The following is a 22302-nucleotide window of genomic DNA, read 5'->3' as shown; positions in this document are numbered from 1 at the left end:
CCCAGTCTCTCCCATTACATCGAGTCAAAAGAACGCGCGGCTGAACGCGGCGCGTCCGTCAACGCCCGCGCGACGGCGCGCACGACGCTCGCGCGCGTCTCATTCAGGAACAAGTGGCCGCCCGGGAACATCCGGACGTCGCAGGGGCCGGTCGTCAGGTCGCCCCACGCCCGGATCTGGTCCTCGCGGACCCGTGGATCCTCGATCCCCCCGAAAGCGGTCACTGGGCAGTTCAACGAATGCTCCGCGCGGTGGGCGTAGGTGGCGAAAAGCTGGACGTCGGCTCGGAAGGTGGGCAGCAGGAAGCGCCGGAAGTCGGCGCTGTGGAGCAGTTCCTCCGGAGTCCCATTGAGCCGCCGGAGCTTGTCGATCAGCCCCGCCTCGGACAGGTCGAGGTCCGCGGGGGCGTGCGACTTGTGCCGGTGCGGCGCCCTACATCCCGACACGATGATCCGCACCGGGGACGGCGCCCGCATCGACCGGAGCCGCTGTGCCGCCTCCCAACAGATGAGGGCACCCATGCTGTGGCCGAAGAACGCGAACGGCCGGTCCAGATACGGCAGCAGATCCAGCAACAGCGCATCGAGCAGCGCGTCCACGCTGGTGAACGGCGGCTCGTGGAAACGGTCCTCGCGGCCGGGCGGTTGCACCCCGAACGCCTCGACGTCCTCCGGCAGATCCGCGCCCCATCCCCGGAACACCGAGGCCCCGGCTCCGGCGTAGGGGAAGCAGAAGAGCCGCAGCCCACCGGCGCCCTCCGTCCCGGGCAGGCGGCGAAGCCAGGCTCCGCCCGGCTCCGCCGCGGGGCCGGACTGCTCAGAACCCGGCACAGACACCCCTCACCTTCTTCCTCCGCTGATAGGTCACAGGTCCCCACCTCCTTCCTTCATGCCGCTCACACTGCTCTGATCGGATCCAGCCGCAGATTGCGGAGCGAATCGTGTGCTCCTTCGGCGAGATTCACGATGCCCGCTTCGATGGAGGCAGCCAGGAGCGCCGGCGCGTCGTCCGCCAGACAGTGCCGACTCGCGCCGACCCCGATCAGGAGTCCTGTCCCGACGGCCGTCGCCAGATGGAAGTTGGGACCCGAACGCTGGGCCGACCCGCGCCATTCGACTCCGGTGCGCAGCAGGGAGCGCGGCTCCGGCTCGGCGTCCACCTCACCCAGGAAGTTGAAGTGCTTGGCAAAGGCGGTCGGGTCCTCATCCCGGCAACCGGCCTCCCGCAGGCTGCGCTTGAGCACGTCGACGTCGTAGCAGCCGTTCAGATAGGCAGTCAGGGACTGAACGTACAGATCCTGCAGGAACTTCAGCGGGTGCGTCCGCTCGTCCACCGTCACGGTCACCGGGGCGTACTGGTTGAGCGATCCGACCACCGAGGCCCAGGGGCCACCGAGCCGGTTGGCCGCCATCAGCGCGAACGTCAGTTGCTCGCGGCCCTCGAGCCGGGAGAGCGCCAGCGCGCCGATGGCAAGCAGAACCGACTGGACCGAGATCCGTAGCCGCTGGGACAGCTCCCGGGCGCTCGCCAGAGCCGCAGTGCTGTAGAGCGAGGCGCGGCGGCGCTCACTGGTGTCGGTCGGGTCTCGGTCGGAGGGGACCAGCCGATCCCACACCTCGGTCCAGTGGGCGACGCCCTGGCGGATCCGCGCAGGGTCCGCCAGCTGGGCCAACGCCATGTCGAGCGGCTGGTCGGCAGCTGCCGGGGCCCGCCCCGCCAGCAGTTCGTGGAACTGTGCTTCCAGGATGCGCAGCGCGCCGTTGTCGGCCGCCACATGGTGGATCACGGTGCAGAACCAGAGTGGATCGCCCTGGTGTTCCGCGACGAAGGCCCGCCACGGCGGTCCGGTGTCGATCGAGATCGGCTCCCTGGCCCACTCCGCGGTCGCTCGCTGGGCAGCGGCCGACGTGTCCTCGGCGAGTTCGACCGTCGGGATGCGGGAGGGCCGAAACGGGTGCACGATCTGGACCGGTCGCTCACCCGGCGAGTCGTACGTGGTCCGCAACGACTCGTGGGCCTCGACCAGGCGCAGCCACGCATCCATCACCGCCGCCGTGCCGATGCCTGGCGGCACTTCCCAGACGCTGACCAGGTTCGCCACCGCCTGCCGTTCTGGGCCGTGGACCGCCAGCGAGCGGATGACCGAGAGCTGCCCGAAGGTGACTGGGCCGCTGCGGGTGGCGCTCACCGCTGTACCGTCCGGGCGGCGAAGCGACCCAGCAGGGTCTGCTGGATCTGGGTGGTGCCTTCGATGATCTCCAGAACCTTCGCGTCACGGTAATATCGCTGGACCGGCAGCTCCGGACCGATCCCCTGCGCGCCATGGATCTGCACCGCGGCCGCCGCGGCCTGTACCGCGACCGTGGATGCCCGGTATTTCGCCATCAGGGTGTGTTCGACGGCGGTCGGTTCGGCCAGTTCCTTGGCGCGCCCCGCATGGTGGCACAGCAGCCGGGTCGCTGTGGTGTCGGTGATCAGGTCTGCGAGCAGCCGTTGGACGAGCTGATGCTCCTTGATCCGCACGTCGTACTGCGAACGCCGGCCGACGTAGTCGGCGCAAGCCTCCAAGCACGCCTGGGCCAGGCCCACCGAGCCCCACGCGGTGCTGTACCGGCCGATGTCGAGCGCACTGGAGGCGACGAAGGTCAGCCCGAGGCCTGGTCCGCCGAGGAGATCGGTCGCGGGGATCCGGCAGTCCTCCAAGGAGATCCGGCCGAGCATCGAACCGCGCAGCCCGAGCAGCCCCTCAATGGGCTCGACCGACAACCCCGGGGTGTGCCGATCCACCAGGAACGCGGTGTGCCGGCCCTCGAACAGGGCGAAGACGAGGAAGAGCTCGGCGCGCCGCGCGAAGCTGATCCACTTCTTGGTACCCCGCAGCACGATCGACGCGCCGTCGGCGACGGCGGTCGTCTCGATGGCGGCGGCGTCGCTGCCCACCTCGGGCTCGGTCAGAGCGAAGGCGGCCGGTGTCCGACCGGTGAGGATGCCGGGCAATCGGCGTTCCCGGTGCTCAGGAGTGCCCCACTTCCAGATCGAATGGGCGACCATGTCCTGACAGGCGACGAAGTTGCGGATCGACTGGCAGGCGCGGCCCAACTCCTCGGTGAGCAGGCCGTAGTCGACCATTCCCAGGCCGAGCCCGCCGGCCTCCGCTGGGAGCAGGGCGCCGAGGTAGCCGCGACCGGCGAGGTCCGCGATCACGTCGTCGGGGATCGCCTGGTCGGCGTCGTACCGCGCCGCGTTGGGTACCAGAACGCGGTCCGCGAACTCCCGGAAGTCGTTCCGGTATTTGATTTGTTCCTGGGAAAGGTGACTGAGCATCAACGGCATCCTTGAGGTGCGACCGGGCGAGGGCGGAGAGCTGGCGAGCGGGTTCCACTCAGGCTCGGGAACGCCCGGTGAGTACGGCCAGGACGGTGTGATCGCGAGAGATCGCGCCGTCGGCGGCCTGCTTGCCGATCGCGGCGATCGTGGCCGCCGAGGAATAGCAGACCGTCAGGCCCTCGAGTTCGGCGAGCAGGTGACGAGCCCTGGCGAGCTCGGATTGCGTCACGGAGAGGATGCATCCTCCGGTGGCCGAGGCGACCTTGTGCAGATAGGGGTAGCAGGCACGTGCGTCGCCCAGCAGGATCGCCCTGGCCAGTCCGTTCGGCCGGACGACCACGTCCCGGTCGTCGAGTTCGTCGCGGCCTTGCTGCCAGGCGTTCGCCATGGGGGCGCACGTCTCCTGCTGCACCATCACCATCCGGGGACGGCCGGCAGCCGGCCCAGGGTCAGGTATTCGGTGGCACCCTTGTGGGCGGCCAGCATGCCCATGCCGCTGCTGACCGCCTGCACCACCGTGTCCGGAGGGACGGGCATCGCGTCGAAGGACTCCAGGTAACCGAGCTTGAGCCCTTCCCGGCGGGCCCAGTTGAAGAACCCGCCCTCCCAGGTCAGCCCACGCTGCGTGGCAAAATCCTGCGCGGCCCGGTTGGTCTCGGCGTAGCCGGTGTCGAGGACCGTCAGCTCGATGTTCCCGCTCGCCGGCAGGTCGTGGTCGACGACGAAATCCGCACCGCAGAAGAAGTGGGCCCGCATACCGGTGTCCCGGGCGGCGGCCCGGGCGAGGGCGGTCGCGCTGTTGCCGGTGCTGGAGGCCACCCACTCCTTGATGCCGAACTGGCGGAACACTGCGAGCGCAACGGCGGCCAGCCGGTCCTTGACCGTGCCGGTGGGCTGCCGGGACTCGTCCTTCACCCACAGGTTCGGCACCCCGATCGCCGCACCCAGCCGGGGCGCCGGACGACACGGGGTGGCTACGCTGATGCCGGGGTCCAGGAATGCGGGCGAGGCCACCGGTAGGAAGTCCAGGTAGCGCAGCTCCGGCTCGTCAGCCGGTCGGACGGTGGCGCCGGCCAGCTCGGGACGGGCGTCCAGGGCTCCCGCGCAGACCGGACAGCGGAGCAGGAACTGTGCTTCGCATCGGTGCCCGCAGCGCAGGCATTCGAGAGCGAATTTCGGTGCCGAGTCGCCTGCGACAACCCCCATCGAACACTCCCTGTGTGATCGGGACGGTATTAGGGGAAAGCCGTCCGTGCTTCTGCGGCCAACGTAGCCGACTTGTCCCGAAGATGGGCCGGCGAACCTAACGCAGGCAGGAAACTGCCATACTCGAATCGGCTTCGGGAGTGTTTGGTCCGATTAATTCGGTATGGTGGGCCGAGTGGGGTCGGTGATGAACGCGGGCAAGAGCCCGATCCTTTCACAACAGCTCCTAAAACGGGCATGGTAGCGTCCTGCACCGATCGACCGGACCGGGTGTGCTTTCGCCGAACCGAAAACACCGGCCGGTCAATTCCGTCCCTATTCCCGGGGCGGTGATTCACTCCCCGTGAAAAAATTCGGCCGGCGTAGCCAAGTGGGCACGACGACGCTGAGGAGCAGCGCATGACCGACGCTCACCACGACACCGGACCTCAGCTCGAAGACCGGGCGTTTCATCAGCTGTTCGAGGAGCAGGCGGCGCATCGACCGGATGGCGTCGCGGTCCGAGCCGAGGGCACCTTCCTGACCTACGGTGAGCTCAACCGGCGGGCCAACCAGGTGGCGCACCTGCTGCTGGCGTCCGGGGTCGGCCCCGAGGTCACCGTGGGGGTCTGCTTCGAGCGGGGGCTGCGGATGGCCGCGGCGGTGCTCGGCGTTCTCAAGGCCGGCGGAGCGTACGTGCCGGTGGATCCACATGACCCGAGCGAGCGCCGAGCCGGCATCCTGAAGGACGCGGGGGCCGAGTTGACCCTCGTCGCTGAGGCCTCGACCGACGTGGCCGGCAGGTCCGTGGTGATCGACCCGGAGTGGAGCACGGTCGCCGACCGGCCCACCGGCAACCCGTCGGTACCCGGCGCCGTCCCGACCAGGGCCGCATATCTGCTCTACACATCCGGCTCCACCGGCAGACCCAAGGGCGTGGTTGTCGAGAATCGTCAGCTGACCTCGTACACCTGCGCCGCCGTCCAGCGCTTCGGCATCGACGAGCCGCTCAGCTTCGCGATGGTGCAGCCCTTGACGGTGGACTCCAGCGTCACCGCCTTCGTCCTGCCGCTGTGCACCGGAGGCGAGGTGCACATGATTCCCCGTGAGCATGCGCTGGATGCCGACCGGTTCGCCGACTGGGTGCAGACCAAGGGCGTCGACTTCCTGAAGATAGCGCCCTCGCACCTGAAGGCCCTGCAAGAATCCCCGCGCTTCACCGAACTCCTGCCGCGCCGCCTGCTGGTGATTGGCGGTGAGCCGTCGGACTGGCGGTGGCTGCGTGAATTGCAGGAACTTGTGCCGTCCTGCCGAGTCTTCAACCACTACGGACCGACCGAGACCACTGTCGGCGTGCTCACGCTTGCGGTCGCTGACCACCCGAACGCCGACTGGCACACCTCACCGATCGGCGTCCCGCTGGCGGGCACCGAGGCGTACATCGTGGACACCGAGGGGCAGTCGGTGCCGGAGGGAGAGGTCGGGGAGCTCATGATCGGCGGCGGCAACGTCGCGCGCGGCTACCACCGCCGGGAGGACCTCACGGCGGCCGCTTTCGTCCGAGGCCCCTCCGGCGGGTTCGCCGCAGGCCGCCTGTACCTCACAGGGGATCTCGTACGTCGACTGCCCGGCGGCACGGTGGCGTTCCTCGGGCGCCGGGACGACCAAATCAAGATCCGCGGCTTCCGGATCGAGCCGGGGGAGATCGACGCCGCGCTGATCGCCCACCCCGACGTCCGGAACGCGGTGACGATCGTCCGTGAGGACGTCCCGGGTGACCGGCGACTGGTCTCCTATGTCGAACTCCATGCCCCCGGGGCAGCCGATACCTCGGATCTCGATCGACACCTGCGTGACCGGCTACCGGCGCACATGATCCCCCGAACGCTGGTGGCACTGGCCGAGTTGCCGCTGTCGGCGCACGGCAAGATCGACCGGAGCGCCCTCCCGGCCCCGGCCGAGGAACACGGTTCGCATCCGTCCGTGCCATCGGGGAACCACTTGGAACGGCTGGTGGCCGAGGCCTGGAGCGAGGTCTTGCACCGGCCGGTCGGGCTGGAGCAGAACTTCTTCGACCTGGGCGGCCACTCGCTGCTCATGGTCGAGCTTCAGCACCGCCTGCGGACCGCCACCGGCCGGGAGGTCGACCTGCTGGAGCTCTTCGCCCGTCCGACCGTGCGCACACAGGCCGAGCTCCTCTCTCGGACCGGATCCGAGCCGACCGTCGCTCCCCGCGCCGCCGCTCGTCCGAACGCCGCCCTGGCGAGGCGCAGACAGCAGCAGTTGCAAGCGAAGCGAGGACACCATGACTGAGGCGATCCTCGGTGCGCGTCAGGAGGCCGACGAGTTCGACGACTCCATGGACATCGCCGTCATCGGCATGGCCGGCCGGTTCCCCGGCGCCGACTCCGTCGAGCAGTTCTGGGCCAATCTCAAGGCGGGTGTGTGTTCCCTCACCCGATTCTCCGACGAGGAACTCGACGCACGAGGCGTGGACGCCGGGACCAGGCGTGATCCGGCATTCGTCGCGGCCGGCTGATGTGCTGGACGACATCAAGGGATTTGACGCCGGTTTCTTCGGTATCTCGCCGCGCGAAGCCGAGCTGATGGACCCCCAGCATCGGATACTCCTCGAGTGCGCCTGGGCCGCGATGGAGGCGTCCGGCCACGACCCCGCACGCACGGAGGGACTGGTCGGTGTCTACGCCGGCGCGGGTCACAACACCTACCTGCTCCACAACGTGGGCTCGCAGCCGGGTGCTGTCGGGAATCCGGCCGACAAGCTGACCATCATTGGCAATCGCTCGGACTTTGTCAGCAGCCGGATCTCCTACAAGCTGGGCCTGGAGGGGCCAAGCCTCAACATCCAATCCGCCTGCTCCACTTCGCTGGTCGCGGTGGTGGAAGCATGCCAGGCACTGCTGGCCTACCAGTGCGACCTGGCACTCGCCGGCGGTGTATCGGTCGACGCCGGCCGCCGCGACGGTTACCTGTACCGCGAGGACGGCATCTTCTCCCCGGACGGCTACTGCCGGACGTTCGACGCGCGGGCCCAGGGCACCGCAGGCGCCGACGGCGTCGGCATGGTGGTGCTCAAGCGCCTGCGGGACGCTCTCGCCGACCGGGACCATATACACGCCATCATCAAGGGCTCGGCCGTCAACAACGACGGCGCCCGCCGGGCGGGGTTCACCGCGCCCAACGCCGTCACCCAGTCCGCCGTCATCACTGCAGCCCTGGCCAACGCCGACATCCCGGCGGAGAGCATCGACTACGTCGAGCTGCACGGCACCGCCACCGCGCTCGGCGATCCGATCGAGTTCTCCGCGCTGACCTCCGCGTTCGTCGACGCGCCCGTCGGTGGCTGCGCGCTTGGTTCGGTGAAGTCGAACATCGGGCACCTCGACTCGGCCGCTGGGATCGCCGGCCTGATCAAGACCGTCCTGGCGGTGGAGCACGGCCAACTGCCGCCCTCCCTGCACTTCGAGGAGCCGAACCCGCGGATCGCCCTGGACGGCAGCCCCTTCTACGTCAACACAGAGCTTCGGCTCTGGCCTCAGGCGGAGGGTCGGCCCCGCCGCGCCGGGGTCAGCGCCTTCGGCCTCGGTGGCACCAACGCCCACGTCGTCATCGAGCAGGCACCCGAGCAGGCACCCGAGCAGACCGACCTCGAACATCTGATCGTGCTCTCCGCTCGCAGCCCCGAGGCGCTGGAGAAGGCCACCGACCGGCTGCAGGACCACCTGCGGTCGCACCCCGGGTCGGCTCTGACGGACGTCGCCCGAACGCTTCAGCAGGGCCGCAAGGCCTTCCCACACCGCCGGACGCTGGTGTGCGAAGGCGTCGACGCGGCGATCGAGGCGCTCGAAGCCCGGACCGACGGACGGCTCCTGACCGCCTCGGTCCCCGAGTCGGGGCGCCGATCGGTGGCCTTCGTCTTCACCGGCTTCGGCACCCAGTTCCCGGGCATGGCACGGGGCCTGTACCGCAGCGAGCCGGTCTTCGCTCAGGCAGTCGACCGTTGCGCCGCCCTCCTGGCGCCGCTGCTCGGAGAGGACATCCGCACCACCCTGTTCGCCGAGCCGAGACCCTCCGACCCGGCCGGCGGGTTCGCCCGCATGCTGGAACAGCCGGCACCCAGCACCCACCCGATCGACCAACCACGGCTCGGGTACCCGGCGGTGTTCGTCCTCGAGTACGCGTTGGCAAAACTCTGGGCCTCCTGGGGTGTGACCCCCGAGGCGATGATCGGCCACAGCCTCGGCGAGTACGTCGCCGCCTGCGTCGCCGGAGTCTTCTCGCTACCGGACGCGCTGCGTCTGGTGGTCGCCCGAGCGGCACTCATCGAACGGCAACCCGAGGGCGCCATGCTGGCGGTCCCGCTCTCCGAAGCGGCCGCCTCCGCCTTCACCACGGACGACGTGTGCGTGGCCGCGGTCAACGGTCCGCGCAGCTGCGTCTTGTCCGGCACCGTCGAGGGAATCGAACGGGCGGCCCGGACGATGGCCGGGAACGGGGTGGTCACCCGACGCCTGACGAGCCGTTACGCATTTCACTCGGCCCTGATGGATCCGGTGATCGAGCCCTACACCGAGCTGGTCCGCTCGGTCCGGCTGAGCCCGCCGTCGCGTCCGTTCGTCTCCAACGTCACCGGCACCTGGATCACCGACGCCGAGGCCACCGACCCCGGTTACTGGGCCGGGCACGTCCGGGCCACCGTCCGGTTCGCCGACGGGGTTGGCACCTTGTGGTCGGTTCCGGGCCTCGCGGTCGTCGAGATCGGCCCGGCTCCGACGCTCATGCCCGACCTCCTCCAGCATCCGGCAGCGCCGGCCGATCGAGTGGTCGTCCCCACGCTCCCCGGCCCATCCGGTCGTCGTACCGACCGGGCCGCGATGCTCGCCGCGGCCGGACGGTTGTGGCTCTCGGGTGTCCCGTCCCCCTTCCCGCCCGTACCGTCCGGCAAGCGAATTCCCCTGCCGACCTATCCCTTCGAGCACCGGTCCTACTGGTTGGAGCCGGGTGGCACGGGCGCCGGGAGCACCTCCGCACAGCAGCGGAACGGTTCCTTGCCGCAGTGGTTCTACGCGCCTTCCTGGCAGCGCCTGACCCAGGCGCGCCCGGCCGGCGACGTCCGGCTGGACGATCAGTCCTGGCTCGTCTTCGCGGACGCCAATGGCGTCGGCCGACGGCTGGCCGAGGCACTGCGCGAACGTGGTGCGACGGTGCGGACGGTGGAGGCCGGAACCGACTGGATCCGGCAGAACGAGCACGAATACGCCGTCGATCCCGCAGAGCCGACGCACTACCGGAAGCTCGCCGAAGCGATGCGGGCCGACGGCGCATTCCCCGATCGAGTGGTGCACTGCTGGACGATCGGGGACGACGCGGACCGCGCGACGGCGCCCGAGCAGGTGGAGGCCCTGCTCCAGCGGTCCTTCCACAGCATCGTCCGGTGGGCGCAGGAGACCGAGGCGGAGCTGATGACCCGCCCGCAACGCTGGGACATTGTCTCCACCGAGGTCTGCTCCGTGCTCGGCGACGAGCCCCTCTGCCCTCCCAAGGCCGCCGTTCAGGGTCTGGGCCGGGTGATCGGTCAGGAGTACCCGTCCCTGGTGTGCACCCATATCGACCTGCTCTCCGGGAGCAACGCGGCGGACACCACCGACCGACTGCTCGCAGAACTCACTGCGGCACCGGACCGGCGGACCGTGGCCCTGCGCGGTCGACATCGGTGGACGCTTGTCTTCACCTCCGCTGCCCCGACGCCTTCGGGCACGTCACCGGTCAGGCGGAACGGGGTGTACCTGATCACCGGCGGCCTCGGGAAGATCGGCCTGCTCATGGCCCGAATCCTCGCCGAGCGGGAGCCGGTCCGGTTGGTGCTGCTGGGCCGCAGCGGTCTACCCGAGCGACAGCACTGGGACGATCACGATCACCCGGCCGGTGTGCGCTCGGCCATCGACGCGGTCCGCGAACTGGAACGGCTCGGCTCACAGGTCATGGTGGTCACGGCGGACGTCGCGGACTCCACGGGCATGGCCGAGGTGCGTCAGCGAATCCTACGGGAATACGGCTCGGTCAACGGGGTGCTGCACTGCGCGGGAACCACCGGGCAGGCTGCCCACCGGGTGCTGCCGGATCTCGGACCCGAGGAAAGCTCCTGGCACTTCCGCCCCAAGCTGATCGGCGCGCAGATCCTGGACGACCTGCTGGTGGACCAGGAGCTGGACTTCGCGATCATCTGCTCGTCCGTCGCCGCGCTGCTGGGTGGGCTGGGCTTCGGCGCGTACGCCGCGGCCAACGCCGCTCTCGACGCGTTCGCCCAGCATCGGCATGTACCCGGTCGCCCTTGGACCAGCGTCAACTGGGAGGGCTGGTTCTTCTCCGACCACGAGCGCACCGCATCGGGCCTGGGGGAGGCCGTTCGCGACCTCGCGCTGACCCCGGACGAAGGCCGCCGAGTGTTCGAGGCCATCCTCGACGCCTCTGCCGTGCCGCAGATCGCCGTGTCCACTGGTGACCTGTCCGCCCGCCAGGACCTTTGGGCCGATCCGATCGCCGACGTGCCGACACCGGCGCGGCGGCATGAACGTCCGAACCTGACGAACCCCTACGTCGCTCCGAACGGGGAGACGGAGCGCCGGGTGGCGGAGATCTGGCAGGACCTGCTCGGGGTGGAGGGCGTCGGCGTACACGACAACTTCTTCGAACTCGGCGGGAGTTCGTTGCTCGGCCTGCAGGTGGTGCACCGACTGCGACAGGAGCTAATGGTGGCTGTGCCGCTCACCATCGTCTACGAGGGGCCCACGGTCCGCACGCTTGCGGCGCTCGTCAGCGACCTGAAGTCGGCCCGATGACCGCGGGGCAGCGGGGTGTGGCGGTTGTGGGGTTGGCGGGGCGGTTTCCCGGGGCCGGCGGCGTGGAGGAGTTCTGGGCCAATGTGTGCGGCGGGGTGGAGTCGATCGTCCCGTTGGAGGAGGAGGAGTTGGCGGCGGCCGGGGTGCCGCCGGAGGTGTTCGGGCGGTCAGACTATGTGAGGGCCGCGCCGCGGTTCGAGGGTGCGGGGCTGTTCGACGCGGAGTTCTTCGGTTACACGGCTCGTGAGGCGGAGGTGATGGATCCGCAGCATCGGCTTTTCCTGGAGACGTGCTGGCAGGCCCTGGAGGACGCGGGTTACGACGCGGCCCGGTTCGACGGCTCCGTCGGCGTCTTCGGCGGCGCCGGGGCCAACCGCTACCTGCAACATGTGCTGTCGCGGGCCGATCTCGTCGAGATGCTGGGCCTTACCCAGATCCTGGTCGGGAACGAGGTCGGCTTCCTGGCCAGCCGGGTGGCGTACAAGCTCGATCTGACGGGTCCGGCCGTATCGATGCGCACCGCCTGCTCCACCGCCCTGGTCGCGGTGCACACGGCCTGCCGCAGCCTCCTCGATCATGAGTGCGACATGGCCCTCAGCGGCGGCGTCCACGTGGATCCCGAGCCGGACACCGGTTACCTGTATCAGGACGGTTCCTTCCTCTCCCCGGACGGTCATGTGCGTCCGTTCGACGCGGAGGCGCGGGGCACCGTGTTCGGCAGCGGCGTCGGTGTGGTGGTCCTGAAGCGCCTGGAGGACGCGCTGGCCGACGGCGACACGATCCATGCGGTCGTCAAGGGCTCGGCGATCGGCAACGACGGCGCGGTCAAGGTCGGCTTCACCGCGCCGAGCGTCGCCGGCCAGGCGCGGACCATCACCAAGGCGTTCGCCGTGGCCGGCGTGGAGCCCGAGGAGATCGACTACATCGAGACCCACGGCACCGGGACACTGGTCGGCGACCCGATCGAGGTGCAGGCGCTGGGCCGGGTGTTCGGGGGGCGGGGCCGGTGCGCGCTGGGATCGGTGAAGGGGAATGTGGGGCACCTGGACGCCGCCGCGGGGATGGCGGGGCTGATCAAGACGGTGCTGGCGGTGGAGCACGGGGTGCTGCCGCCGACGGTGAATCACCGGCGGGTGAATCCGGAGGTGGACCTGGCGGGGGGCCGGTTCCGGGTGCAGACGGCGCTGGAGGAGTGGCCGCGAACGGGGCGGGCGCGCCGTGCGGGAGTGAGCGCGTTCGGGTTCGGGGGGAGCAACGCGCATGTGGTGGTGGAGCAGGCGCCGCCGGGGCGGGTGGAGACGGGGGACGCGCGGGGCGTGGCGGCGCTGGTGCTGTCGGCGCGTTCGGAGCGGGCGTTGGAGGAGGCCACGGACCGGTTGGCGGCGCATCTGCGCGAGCGGCGGCCCGAACTGAGCGATGCGGCGTACACGTTGGCGGTGGGACGGCGGGTGTTTCCCTACCGTCGCACGGTCGTGGGGAGTGACGCGGAGGAGATCGCGCGGGCTTTGGAGGCACGTGACCCGGCGGTGGTCACCACCGGGCACACCGTGCGGGAGAGCGCGCCGGTGGTGTTCCTGTTCGGTGGCCAGGGCAGTCAGCATCCGGGCATGGCGGGGGGGCTGTACCGCGACGAGCCGGTCTTCCGCGAGGCTGTCGACGAGTGCGCCCGGCTGCTTGAACCGCTGCTGGAGACGGACATCCGCGATGTCCTGTGCGCGGAGGCCGAGGACCGGTCGGTGGCCGCCCGGTTGGAGGAGACGCGGTGGGCGCAGCCGGCGCTGTTCGTGGTGCAGTACGCGCTGGCGCGGTTGTGGCAGTCGTGGGGGATCACGCCGGGTGCGGTGATCGGTCACAGTCTGGGAGAGTGGACGGCGGCGTGTGTGGCCGGGGTGTTCTCGTTGCCGGACGCGTTGGCGCTGGTGGCGCTGCGCGGGCGGTTGATGCAGGAGCAGGCGCCCGGGGGGATGCTCAACACGATGGCCGACCGGAGCGCGGTGGAGGGGGTGCTGCCGCAGGGGGTGGCGCTGGCCGCGCACAACGGTCCGCGTGACTGCGTGGTCTCCGGCCCCCACGATGCCCTGGCGGTGTTCGCCGAACTCGCCGCGGAGCGAGGGTGGCCGACCCAGCGGGTGGCCACCTCGCACGCCTTCCACTGCGCGTTGATGGAGCCGGTGGTCGGGGTGTTCACGGAGGCGGTGGCGGCGGTGGAGCGCCGCGCTCCCCGTGTCCCGGTGGTCTCCAATGTGACCGGGACCTGGCTGACCGATGCCGAGGCCGTCGATCCCGGTTACTGGGGGCGGCACATCCGTTCCACCGTGGAGTTCGACGCCGGCGTGCGCACCGCGGCGGGCGCCGCCGGGAGTGTGGTGCTGGAGATCGGTCCCGGCCAGGCCTTCACCGGTCTGGCCCGCCGCATTCTCGCCGCCGCCGATGCCGGCGCCGGGGCGCAGGCCGCCACGGCGCTGGCCTCTCTGCCGCACCGCCGTGACCGCCGCACCCCCGTCGAGACCCTCCACCGCGCCCTGGCGCTGCTGTGGCAGAGCGGTGCCGGTCCTGACTGGAAGGGCTACTACCACGGCCAGCACCGCCGGCGCATCCCCCTGCCCACCCACCCCCTCCACCCCCGACACCACTGGCTGGAGAGACGAAAGCCGGTCGCGGCAGAGCCGGCATGCGGAGGGACGAAGCGCCGTGCCGAGGTAGCGGACTGGTTCTACGCGCCGTCCTGGCGGAGAGAGGCCCTGCCCGGCGGAGAGTTGCCGGAGGGCCGGCGGTGGCTGGTGTTCACCGACCGTCTCGGAGTCGGCCAGGCCCTCGCCGATCGGCTGCGCACCGGCGGCGCGGCCGTGTCGTTGGTCGCCGCGGGCGATGCCTGGCGCAGCACCGGATCAGAACGCTACGAACTGGATCCGCGCTGCAGCACGGACTACGACCGGCTCATCGCCGCACTCGGCGACTGCGGGGCGGCCCCGACCGACATCGTCCACGCGTGGAGCGTAACCGCAATGGACGATCGGGAGAGGGAGGACGAGGAATCCGCCGTCACCCTCGGTTTCGAGAGCCTCATCCGACTCTCTCAGGCCCTCGCACGGAGCGCCGACGACTCCGCGTGCCGCTTGTGGGTGCTCAGCAACGGCCTCCACAACGTCACCGGCGTCGAGCGCCTGCACCCGGCGAAGGCGACGCTGCTCGGGCCGTGCCGGGTCCTGCCGCGCGAGATGCCCCGCCTGCGGTGCCGCGCGGTGGACCTCGACCTCGCGGCCGGCCCGACCTCGCGACTGCTCGACCGGGTGATGGCCGAGCTCTCCCAGGAGCCGGGCCCCGGAACGGAGATAGTCGCCCATCGCGGCATCCACCGATGGGTTCAGCACTTCACCACCAGGCCGTTGCCCGCGCCGGGACGGAAGCCGACGCTGCGCAGCGGCGGCACGTACCTGATCACGGGCGGAACCGGTGATCTGGGGCTGGAACTCGCCGAGCACCTCGCCGCGCGCGGCGCCAGGATCGTGCTGACAGGCCGTACCCCATTGCCGCCCGCCCAGGACTGGGCGGCCTGGCTCGCGAACAATCCCGGTGACGGCCGGGTCGCCACCATCGTGCGGCGGCTGTCGCGGCTACGGGAAACCGGCACGGAGATTCTGGTGGTCCAGGCCGATGTCGCGGACAGGGAGGCGATGGGTGAGGCCGTGGCCCGAGCTGTCCGGCGCTGGGGCGCGATCGACGGCGTCTTCCACGCAGCAGGGGTGCCCGGCGGCGGACTCGTCCAGCTCAAGAACCTGCGATCAGCCGAGAAGGTGCTGCTCCCGAAAGTCCGGGGGACCCTCGTGCTGGAGGAGGCCCTCGCCGATCAGGACCTCGACTTCATGCTGCTGTTCGGCTCGAACGGCGCGAACATCGGCAGCGCCGGACAGGTGGACTACTGCGCTGCGAACTGCTTCCTGGACGCGTTCGCGCAGGACCGCAGTCGGCACCGACGGGTGATCGCGATCGACTGGGGCCCGTGGAGGGGTGTCGGCATGGCGGTCAACACCCCGGTCCCGACCGGCATGGAGCAGGCCCGGCAGCAGTCCGTGGAGCTTCGCGGAATGACGGTTGCCGAAGGGCTGCGCGCCCTGGAGACGATCCTGGACGGCGCCGACGAGCCGCAGATCGTCGTGTCACCCGTCGAGCTCGGCGCGCTGTTCGCGGAGGCGCTGTCGCCGACGGATGAGGGCACCCTTCTCAGGGCCCGCGCAACGGCCGCTGCGGACGCGGCGATCGGTGCGGCACCCGTGCCGAAGGCCGACGATATCGAGCGGGCCATCGGCACGGTGTGGCAGGACCTGCTGGGTGTCGGGAGCGTCGGCAGTCACGACAACTTCTTCGAACTGGGCGGCAATTCCCTGGTCGCGATCCAGCTCGTGAATGTCATCAACGCTCGACTGGGGTGCAAGGTCACCTTGGCCGACCTGTACGAGGGACTCACCGTCGCGCACTTGGCGAAGCTGGCGGCGAGCCCGGCCCCGGCGGACACCGGCGGCCGCGCGTTCGAAGAGCGCAGAGAGAACATGCAGAAACGGCGCGAGTACCAGCAAAGGCGCCGTGCGGCGAGGGGACAGCGATGACGGTCGAGCCCGAGTTCACGGACACCGCGGGGCAGCGGGGTGTGGCGGTTGTGGGGTTGGCGGGGCGGTTTCCCGGGCCGGCGGCGTGGAGGAGTTCTGGGCCAATGTGTGCGGCGGGGTGGAGTCGATCGTCCCGTTGGAGGAGGAGGAGTTGGCGGCGGCCGGGGTGCCGCCGGAGGTGTTCGGGCGGTCAGACTATGTGAGGGCCGCGCCGCGGTTCGAGGGTGCGGGGCTGTTCGACGCGGAGTTCTTCGGTTACACGGCTCGTGAGGCGGAGGTGATGGATCCGCAGCATCGGCTTTTCCTGGAGACGTGCTGGCAGGCCCTGGAGGACGCGGGTTACGACGCGGCCCGGTTCGACGGCTCCGTCGGCGTCTTCGGCGGCGCAAGCACCACAGCCTACCTCGAGAACATCTTCAGCAACCTGGACCACGGCGAGGCCCTCCGGGGCAAGAACATCGGCCTCGGCTTCGAACTTGCCTTCCTCACCAGCCGGGTGTCGCACAAGCTGGACCTCAAGGGCCCGAGCTTTCCAGTGCAGACCGCGTGCTCGACCTCGTTGGTGGCTGTCCACGCGGCCTGCCAGAGCTTGCAGAACTTCGAGTGCGACATGGCGCTGTCCGGAGCAGTGGCGTTCAAAGTCCCCGAGAACACCGGTTACCTGTATCAGGACGGTTCCTTCCTCTCCCCGGACGGTCATGTGCGTCCGTTCGACGCGGAGGCGCGGGGCACCGTGTTCGGCAGCGGCGTCGGTGTGGTGGTCCTGAAGCGCCTGGAGGACGCGCTGGCCGACGGCGACACGATCCATGCGGTCGTCAAGGGCTCGGCGATCGGCAACGACGGCGCGGTCAAAGCAAGCTTCACCGCGCCGAGCGTCGCCGGCCAGGCCGAGGTCATCACGGAAGCACTGGCCGTGGCCGGCGTGGAGCCCGAGGAGATCGACTACATCGAGACCCACGGCACCGGGACACTGGTCGGCGACTCGATCGAGGTGCAGGCGCTGGGCCGGGTGTTCGGGGGGCGGGGCCGGTGCGCGCTGGGATCGGTGAAGGGGAATGTGGGGCACCTGGACGCCGCCGCGGGGATGGCGGGGCTGATCAAGACGGTGCTGGCGGTGGAGCACGGGGTGCTGCCGCCGACGGTGAATCACCGGCGGGTGAATCCGGAGGTGGACCTGGCGGGGGGCCGGTTCCGGGTGCAGACGGCGCTGGAGGAGTGGCCGCGAACGGGGCGGGCGCGCCGTGCGGGAGTGAGCGCGTTCGGGTTCGGGGGGAGCAACGCGCATGTGGTGGTGGAGCAGGCGCCGCCGGGGCGGGTGGAGACGGGGGACGCGCGGGGCGTGGCGGCGCTGGTGCTGTCGGCGCGTTCGGAGCGGGCGTTGGAGGAGGCCACGGACCGGTTGGCGGCGCATCTGCGCGAGCGGCGGCCCGAACTGAGCGATGCGGCGTACACGTTGGCGGTGGGACGGCGGGTGTTTCCCTACCGTCGCACGGTCGTGGGGAGTGACGCGGAGGAGATCGCGCGGGCTTTGGAGGCACGTGACCCGGCGGTGGTCACCACCGGGCACACCGTGCGGGAGAGCGCGCCGGTGGTGTTCCTGTTCGGTGGCCAGGGCAGTCAGCATCCGGGCATGGCGGGGGGGCTGTACCGCGACGAGCCGGTCTTCCGCGAGGCTGTCGACGAGTGCGCCCGGCTGCTTGAACCGCTGCTGGAGACGGACATCCGCGATGTCCTGTGCGCGGAGGCCGAGGACCGGTCGGTGGCCGCCCGGTTGGAGGAGACGCGGTGGGCGCAGCCGGCGCTGTTCGTGGTGCAGTACGCGCTGGCGCGGTTGTGGCAGTCGTGGGGGATCACGCCGGGTGCGGTGATCGGTCACAGTCTGGGAGAGTGGACGGCGGCGTGTGTGGCCGGGGTGTTCTCGTTGCCGGACGCGTTGGCGCTGGTGGCGCTGCGCGGGCGGTTGATGCAGGAGCAGGCGCCCGGGGGGATGCTCAACACGATGGCCGACCGGAGCGCGGTGGAGGGGGTGCTGCCGCAGGGGGTGGCGCTGGCCGCGCACAACGGTCCGCGTGACTGCGTGGTCTCCGGCCCCCACGATGCCCTGGCGGTGTTCGCCGAACTCGCCGCGGAGCGAGGGTGGCCGACCCAGCGGGTGGCCACCTCGCACGCCTTCCACTGCGCGTTGATGGAGCCGGTGGTCGGGGTGTTCACGGAGGCGGTGGCGGCGGTGGAGCGCCGCGCTCCCCGTGTCCCGGTGGTCTCCAATGTGACCGGGACCTGGCTGACCGATGCCGAGGCCGTCGATCCCGGTTACTGGGGGCGGCACATCCGTTCCACCGTGGAGTTCGACGCCGGCGTGCGCACCGCGGCGGGCGCCGCCGGGAGTGTGGTGCTGGAGATCGGTCCCGGCCAGGCCTTCACCGGTCTGGCCCGCCGCATTCTCGCCGCCGCCGATGCCGGCGCCGGGGCGCAGGCCGCCACGGCGCTGGCCTCTCTGCCGCACCGCCGTGACCGCCGCACCCCCGTCGAGACCCTCCACCGCGCCCTGGCGCTGCTGTGGCAGAGCGGTGCCGGTCCTGACTGGAAGGGCTACTACCACGGCCAGCACCGCCGGCGCATCCCCCTGCCCACCCACCCCCTCCACCCCCGACACCACTGGCTGGAGAAGGCGGTGCCCCGACCGGCCGCCCCGACCGAGCAGGCACCCCACCCACTGCTCGACGAGCTCGTGCTCCGTTCGCTGGGCCAGTCCGTCTTCCGTACAGAGCTGTCCGTTGAACGCCACTGGGTACTGTCCGAACACCGGCTGCTCGGGGAGGCGATCGTTCCGGGTACCACCTATCTGGAAATGGCCCGCGCCGCGGCGGCGGTGCACTTCGGCCGACCAGTCACCGAGCTGCGGGACGTGACGTTTCTGGTGCCCCTGCTGGTTCCCGACGGGACGGCCCGAACGGTGCACACCACCGTCCGCGACCTCACGGACGGCCTCGCCGAGTTCACGGTCGCGAGCCGGGACGCGGTCGACGACGGTTGGACCGTCCACGCCCGCGGCACCGCGGCCGTCGGGCCGTTCGCCGAGCGGACTCCGCAACAGGACCTCGCAGAACTGCGCAGGATCTGCGCCCTCGAGACCGTCGACACCGGCGAGCGGCTGGACGCGCACAGGACCATGACGTTCGGCCCGCGGTGGCGGGAGAGCCTGCCTGCGGTGCACATCGGGGTGAACGTCGCCCTCGGCCGGCTCGACTTGCCAGGCCGCCCATCGGACCGAGTGCGAGCAGTTCGTTCTGCATCCCGCGCTGCTCGACCACGCCACGGGGTTCAGCGCGTTCGCCGTCCTGGCGGATGAGCACGAGCGTCGCCGGGTCGTCACGGATCGGGACTTCTTCTTGCCGGTGGGATACGACTCGCTGCGGATTCTCGGCGCAATCCCTGCCCGGGGGTTCAGCCTCATCCGACCGCACGCCGATCACCGGCCCGGCTCCGAGATCCGCAAGGTTGATGTCGTGATCTGCGACGACGCGGGCAGGCCGGCAGTGGAGGTTCGCGGTTTCACCACCAAGCGGGTCACCGACGCCAAGGCCACCGTCGCGCGGCTGCGCCCGCACGCGCGGCACCACACGCTTCGCTGGGTGCCCCTGCCGGCCCCGACCGGTGCGCCTGACGCACCCGCTGTACCGGAGAGCGTGCTGCTCGTTGCGGAGCCCGGTGGCCCGGGTGTCGAGCTGGCCGAGGCGATCCGGGCCCGGGGGATCGAGGTCACCCACGCCGAGCTCGGGGCACGGTGGAGCCCGGTCGACGAGCCCGGCCGCTGCATCGTCCCGCCCACTGCCGAGGGCTTCGGTCGGCTGCTCGACACGCTCGGCGGCCGGCGTCCCGCCGAGGTCGTGCATGTCGCGGCACCCGTCGGGCCGGGGCCGATCGACCCGATGGCGCTCGAGCACCGGCTTGGGCACGGGGTCCACAGCCTCTTCCACCTGATCCGGGCCCTCTCGGAGCGCGACGCGGTGCCCGGCAGGTTCAGTGTTGTCGCGCCCGAGGTGGCCCGGGTGACCGGACACGAGCGCTCGACGGCGGCCGTTCACGCGACACTGTTCGGCCTGGCGAAAGTGATCGGGATGGAGCACGACGGGACCGATGTCCTCTGCGTCGACGTCTCGGACGACACCGCCGTCGAGGAGATCTGCGCCGAGCTGTTCGGAGTGCGCACACCGACCGTCACGGCCCTCCGCGGCGGCACCCGCTACGCGGCGCAGCTGACGCCGGTGCGGCTCCAGGACGAGGTTCGCGCCGCGCCGCTCCCGGAGGACGGCGTCCACCTGGTCACCGGCGGCCTCGGCGGCCTCGGCCTCGCGGTCGCCCGGCACTTGGCCGAGACCGTCCCGGGGGTGCGGCTGGCCTTGGTGGGGCGTTCGGAGCTTCCCCGCGCGGGCTGTGGGAGCAGGTCCCGGCGGAGGACACCGGGCTCCGGCGGAAACTGGTCGTGCTGCGCGAGTTGACCGAACTCGGGGCCGAGGTCCGCTGGTACCGGGGAGATGTCACCGACCCTGTGCGGATGGCGCAGATCGTCGATGAGATCCGGGCCGATCTCGGATCCATCAGTTGTGTCCTGCACGCCGCCGGCGTCGCCGGCGACGGTTTCCTGTTCCGCAAGGATGCCACGACCTTCCGCGCGACCCTGGCGCCCAAGGTGCTCGGGGCGGCGGTACTCGATCTGGTCACGGCCCAGGACCCGCCCGACTGCATGGTTCTCTTCGGGTCGACGGTCTCGGTCTTCGGCGCGGCCGGGCAGGGGGACTACACTGCCGCCAACAGTTACCTCACCGCACTCGCGGAGGAGCGTGGCGCGCGCGGTCGCCGCACGGTCGCGATCGACTGGAGCGACTGGCTCGGCACCGGGATGGCCCACGACCACGGAGTCCCGCCCGACCAGGGCTTCTTCCGCTCCATATCGATCGCGGACGCACTCGACAGCTTCACCGAGATCTTGGCGGCGGACAGTGAGCACGTCATCGTCGGCGAGATCAATCATCCCGCGCTGAGTGCACCCGGCGACCGCGGCCCGGCCGCGCTGCTGACCCGGCCGCCGCTGCTGCTGGCCGCCTCGATCGAGAAGGCCCTGCAGGCCGCGCGCACGACCGCAGCACCGGGCCGTCGGCAGCGGGCGTCGCCCGCTGCCGACGGCCCGGTGCTGGCCGGGCGGCCGGACTCCGCGTACACGCCCACCGAACGCGCACTTGCCGCTGTCTGGGCCAAGGAGCTCGGCATCAGCGCACTCAACGTGCACGACACCTCCTTCGCCCTCGGAGTGGACTCGCTGGCCGCGCTGCGGATTGCGCAGAGCGTGCAGAAGGCCCTGAACATCCGGTTGTCGATGGCCGACCTGTACCGACATGTCACCATCGCGGAACTGGCCGCACACCTGGACGGCGTGGTCTCCCCCTCTCAGCCCCGAACGACAAGGACGGCACCCCTTGAGCATCCGAACAGTAGGCGTTGTCGGCGCGGGCACGATCGGCCGGGGCGTCGCCCAGGCGTTCGCGCAGGCGGAATACGAGGTCGTTCTCATCGACGTGACCGACAGCCGGCTCGACGATGCCCTGTCCCAGATCAGGCGCGACCTGCTGGTCCAAGGCATGGTCGCAGGGAGCGGGGCCAAGGAAGACCCCGGCACGGTGCTGTCCCGCATCCGGAGCGCCACCGCGCCGGAGGCGCTGGCCGATGTCGACTTCGTGGTCGAGAACGTCACCGAGCACTGGGACACCAAGCGTGAGGTCTACGAGCGGATCGACACGATCTGCCGCCCCGGCGTGATCTTCGGCGTCAACACCTCGGCGGTGCCGATCACCCGGCTCGCTTCGGTGACGACCCGTCCGGAGTCCGTCATCGGCCTGCACTTCATGAACCCGGTCCCACTGGTGGACACGGTCGAGGTGGTACGCGGGCACTTCACCTCGGAAGAGACGCTGGACACCGCGCTCTCCCTGCTCCGCGATCTCGGCAAGGAGGGTATCGTCGTCCAGGACGCCCCGGGCTTCGTGACCAACCGGGTCCTGATGCTGACCGTCAACGAGGCGGTGTTCTGCGTACAGGATCAGGTTGCCACCGCCGCGCAGGTGGACCAGATGTTCCGGGGCTGCTTCGGCCACCGGATGGGGCCGCTGGAGACCGCCGACCTGATCGGCCTGGACACGATCCTGAACTCCATCACGGTCATGTACGAGAGCTACCGCGACAGTAAGTACCGGCCGGCGCCCCTGCTCCAGAAGATGGTCGACGCCAAGCTGCTGGGCCGCAAGACGGGCCGCGGTTTCTACACCTACTGA

At 70.4% G+C, this 22302-nt stretch carries 12 protein-coding genes and 1 pseudogene; 8 read left to right on the top strand and 5 right to left on the bottom strand.

Annotated elements, in window-relative coordinates:
* Positions 1-14 precede the first annotated feature (14 nt).
* From WJ438_RS34375 to WJ438_RS34355, 5 genes are all read right to left on the bottom strand, one after another.
* Complete coding sequence (locus tag WJ438_RS34375) at positions 15-830, bottom strand: thioesterase II family protein (RefSeq protein WP_406728668.1); 816 nt, start codon at positions 828-830, stop codon at positions 15-17.
* Between the two features lie 65 nt (positions 831-895).
* Positions 896-2188: a condensation domain-containing protein gene (locus WJ438_RS34370; protein ID WP_406728667.1), complete on the bottom strand. Its 1293-nt coding sequence runs from the start codon at positions 2186-2188 to the stop codon at positions 896-898.
* Positions 2185-3324, bottom strand: a complete 1140-nt coding sequence (locus WJ438_RS34365; RefSeq protein ID WP_406728666.1) for an acyl-CoA dehydrogenase family protein — start codon at positions 3322-3324, stop codon at positions 2185-2187. Before WJ438_RS34365 ends, WJ438_RS34370 begins: the two co-directional genes overlap by 4 nt.
* A 58-nt stretch (positions 3325-3382) precedes the next feature.
* On the bottom strand, positions 3383-3715 hold the full coding sequence (locus WJ438_RS34360; RefSeq protein ID WP_406728665.1) for a pyridoxal-phosphate dependent enzyme: 333 nt from the start codon (positions 3713-3715) through the stop codon (positions 3383-3385).
* A gap of 26 nt (positions 3716-3741) precedes the next feature.
* Positions 3742-4533: a pyridoxal-phosphate dependent enzyme gene (locus WJ438_RS34355; protein WP_406728664.1), complete on the bottom strand. Its 792-nt coding sequence runs from the start codon at positions 4531-4533 to the stop codon at positions 3742-3744.
* 399 nt (positions 4534-4932) lie between these two features.
* Here WJ438_RS34355 and WJ438_RS34350 point away from each other — a divergent pair, with 399 nt between their 5' ends.
* From WJ438_RS34350 to WJ438_RS34315, 8 genes and pseudogenes are all read left to right on the top strand, one after another.
* Positions 4933-6825, top strand: coding sequence for a non-ribosomal peptide synthetase (locus tag WJ438_RS34350; protein ID WP_406728663.1), 1893 nt, complete (start codon positions 4933-4935; stop codon positions 6823-6825).
* Positions 6818-7051, top strand: a complete 234-nt coding sequence (locus tag WJ438_RS34345; RefSeq protein WP_406728662.1) for a beta-ketoacyl synthase N-terminal-like domain-containing protein — start codon at positions 6818-6820, stop codon at positions 7049-7051. Before WJ438_RS34350 ends, WJ438_RS34345 begins: the two co-directional genes overlap by 8 nt.
* Positions 7023-11372, top strand: a complete 4350-nt coding sequence (locus tag WJ438_RS34340) for an SDR family NAD(P)-dependent oxidoreductase (RefSeq protein WP_406728661.1) — start codon at positions 7023-7025, stop codon at positions 11370-11372. Before WJ438_RS34345 ends, WJ438_RS34340 begins: the two co-directional genes overlap by 29 nt.
* On the top strand, positions 11369-15976 hold the full coding sequence (locus WJ438_RS34335) for an SDR family NAD(P)-dependent oxidoreductase (protein WP_406728660.1): 4608 nt from the start codon (positions 11369-11371) through the stop codon (positions 15974-15976). The genes WJ438_RS34340 and WJ438_RS34335 overlap by 4 nt, the downstream gene beginning before the upstream one ends.
* Positions 15954-19325 (top strand): type I polyketide synthase, encoded by a 3372-nt coding sequence (locus WJ438_RS34330; protein ID WP_406728659.1) that lies wholly within the window; start codon positions 15954-15956, stop codon positions 19323-19325. The genes WJ438_RS34335 and WJ438_RS34330 overlap by 23 nt, the downstream gene beginning before the upstream one ends.
* The gene (locus WJ438_RS34325; protein WP_406729895.1) at positions 19264-20475 is read left to right on the top strand and encodes a polyketide synthase dehydratase domain-containing protein; all 1212 of its coding nucleotides are present in this window, start codon (positions 19264-19266) and stop codon (positions 20473-20475) included. The genes WJ438_RS34330 and WJ438_RS34325 overlap by 62 nt, the downstream gene beginning before the upstream one ends.
* A pseudogene (locus WJ438_RS34320) lies at positions 20460-21389 on the top strand (beta-ketoacyl reductase); the annotation flags it as partial. The gene WJ438_RS34325 and the pseudogene WJ438_RS34320, both read left to right, overlap by 16 nt.
* Positions 21370-22302 carry a 3-hydroxyacyl-CoA dehydrogenase family protein gene (locus WJ438_RS34315; protein WP_406728658.1) on the top strand — a complete coding sequence of 311 codons (933 nt, stop codon included), beginning with the start codon at positions 21370-21372 and terminating at the stop codon, positions 22300-22302. The pseudogene WJ438_RS34320 and the gene WJ438_RS34315, both read left to right, overlap by 20 nt.

Source organism: Streptomyces sp. GD-15H (assembly GCF_045291515.1).
Classification (GTDB): domain Bacteria; phylum Actinomycetota; class Actinomycetes; order Streptomycetales; family Streptomycetaceae; genus Streptomyces.
This window is presented reverse-complemented; position numbering and strand designations above follow the sequence as displayed.

Bases quoted from the DNA above. Each gene is read 5' to 3' on its own strand.
- WJ438_RS34365 (WP_406728666.1), bottom strand. From the start codon at position 3,324: ATGCTCAGTCACCTTTCCCAGGAACAAATCAAATACCGGAACGACTTC.
- WJ438_RS34360 (WP_406728665.1), bottom strand. From the start codon at position 3,715: ATGGCGAACGCCTGGCAGCAAGGCCGCGACGAACTCGACGACCGGGAC.
- WJ438_RS34355 (WP_406728664.1), bottom strand. From the start codon at position 4,533: ATGGGGGTTGTCGCAGGCGACTCGGCACCGAAATTCGCTCTCGAATGC.
- WJ438_RS34350 (WP_406728663.1), top strand. From the start codon at position 4,933: ATGACCGACGCTCACCACGACACCGGACCTCAGCTCGAAGACCGGGCG.
- WJ438_RS34345 (WP_406728662.1), top strand. From the start codon at position 6,818: ATGACTGAGGCGATCCTCGGTGCGCGTCAGGAGGCCGACGAGTTCGAC.
- WJ438_RS34335 (WP_406728660.1), top strand. From the start codon at position 11,369: ATGACCGCGGGGCAGCGGGGTGTGGCGGTTGTGGGGTTGGCGGGGCGG.
- WJ438_RS34315 (WP_406728658.1), top strand. From the start codon at position 21,370: ATGTCACCATCGCGGAACTGGCCGCACACCTGGACGGCGTGGTCTCCC.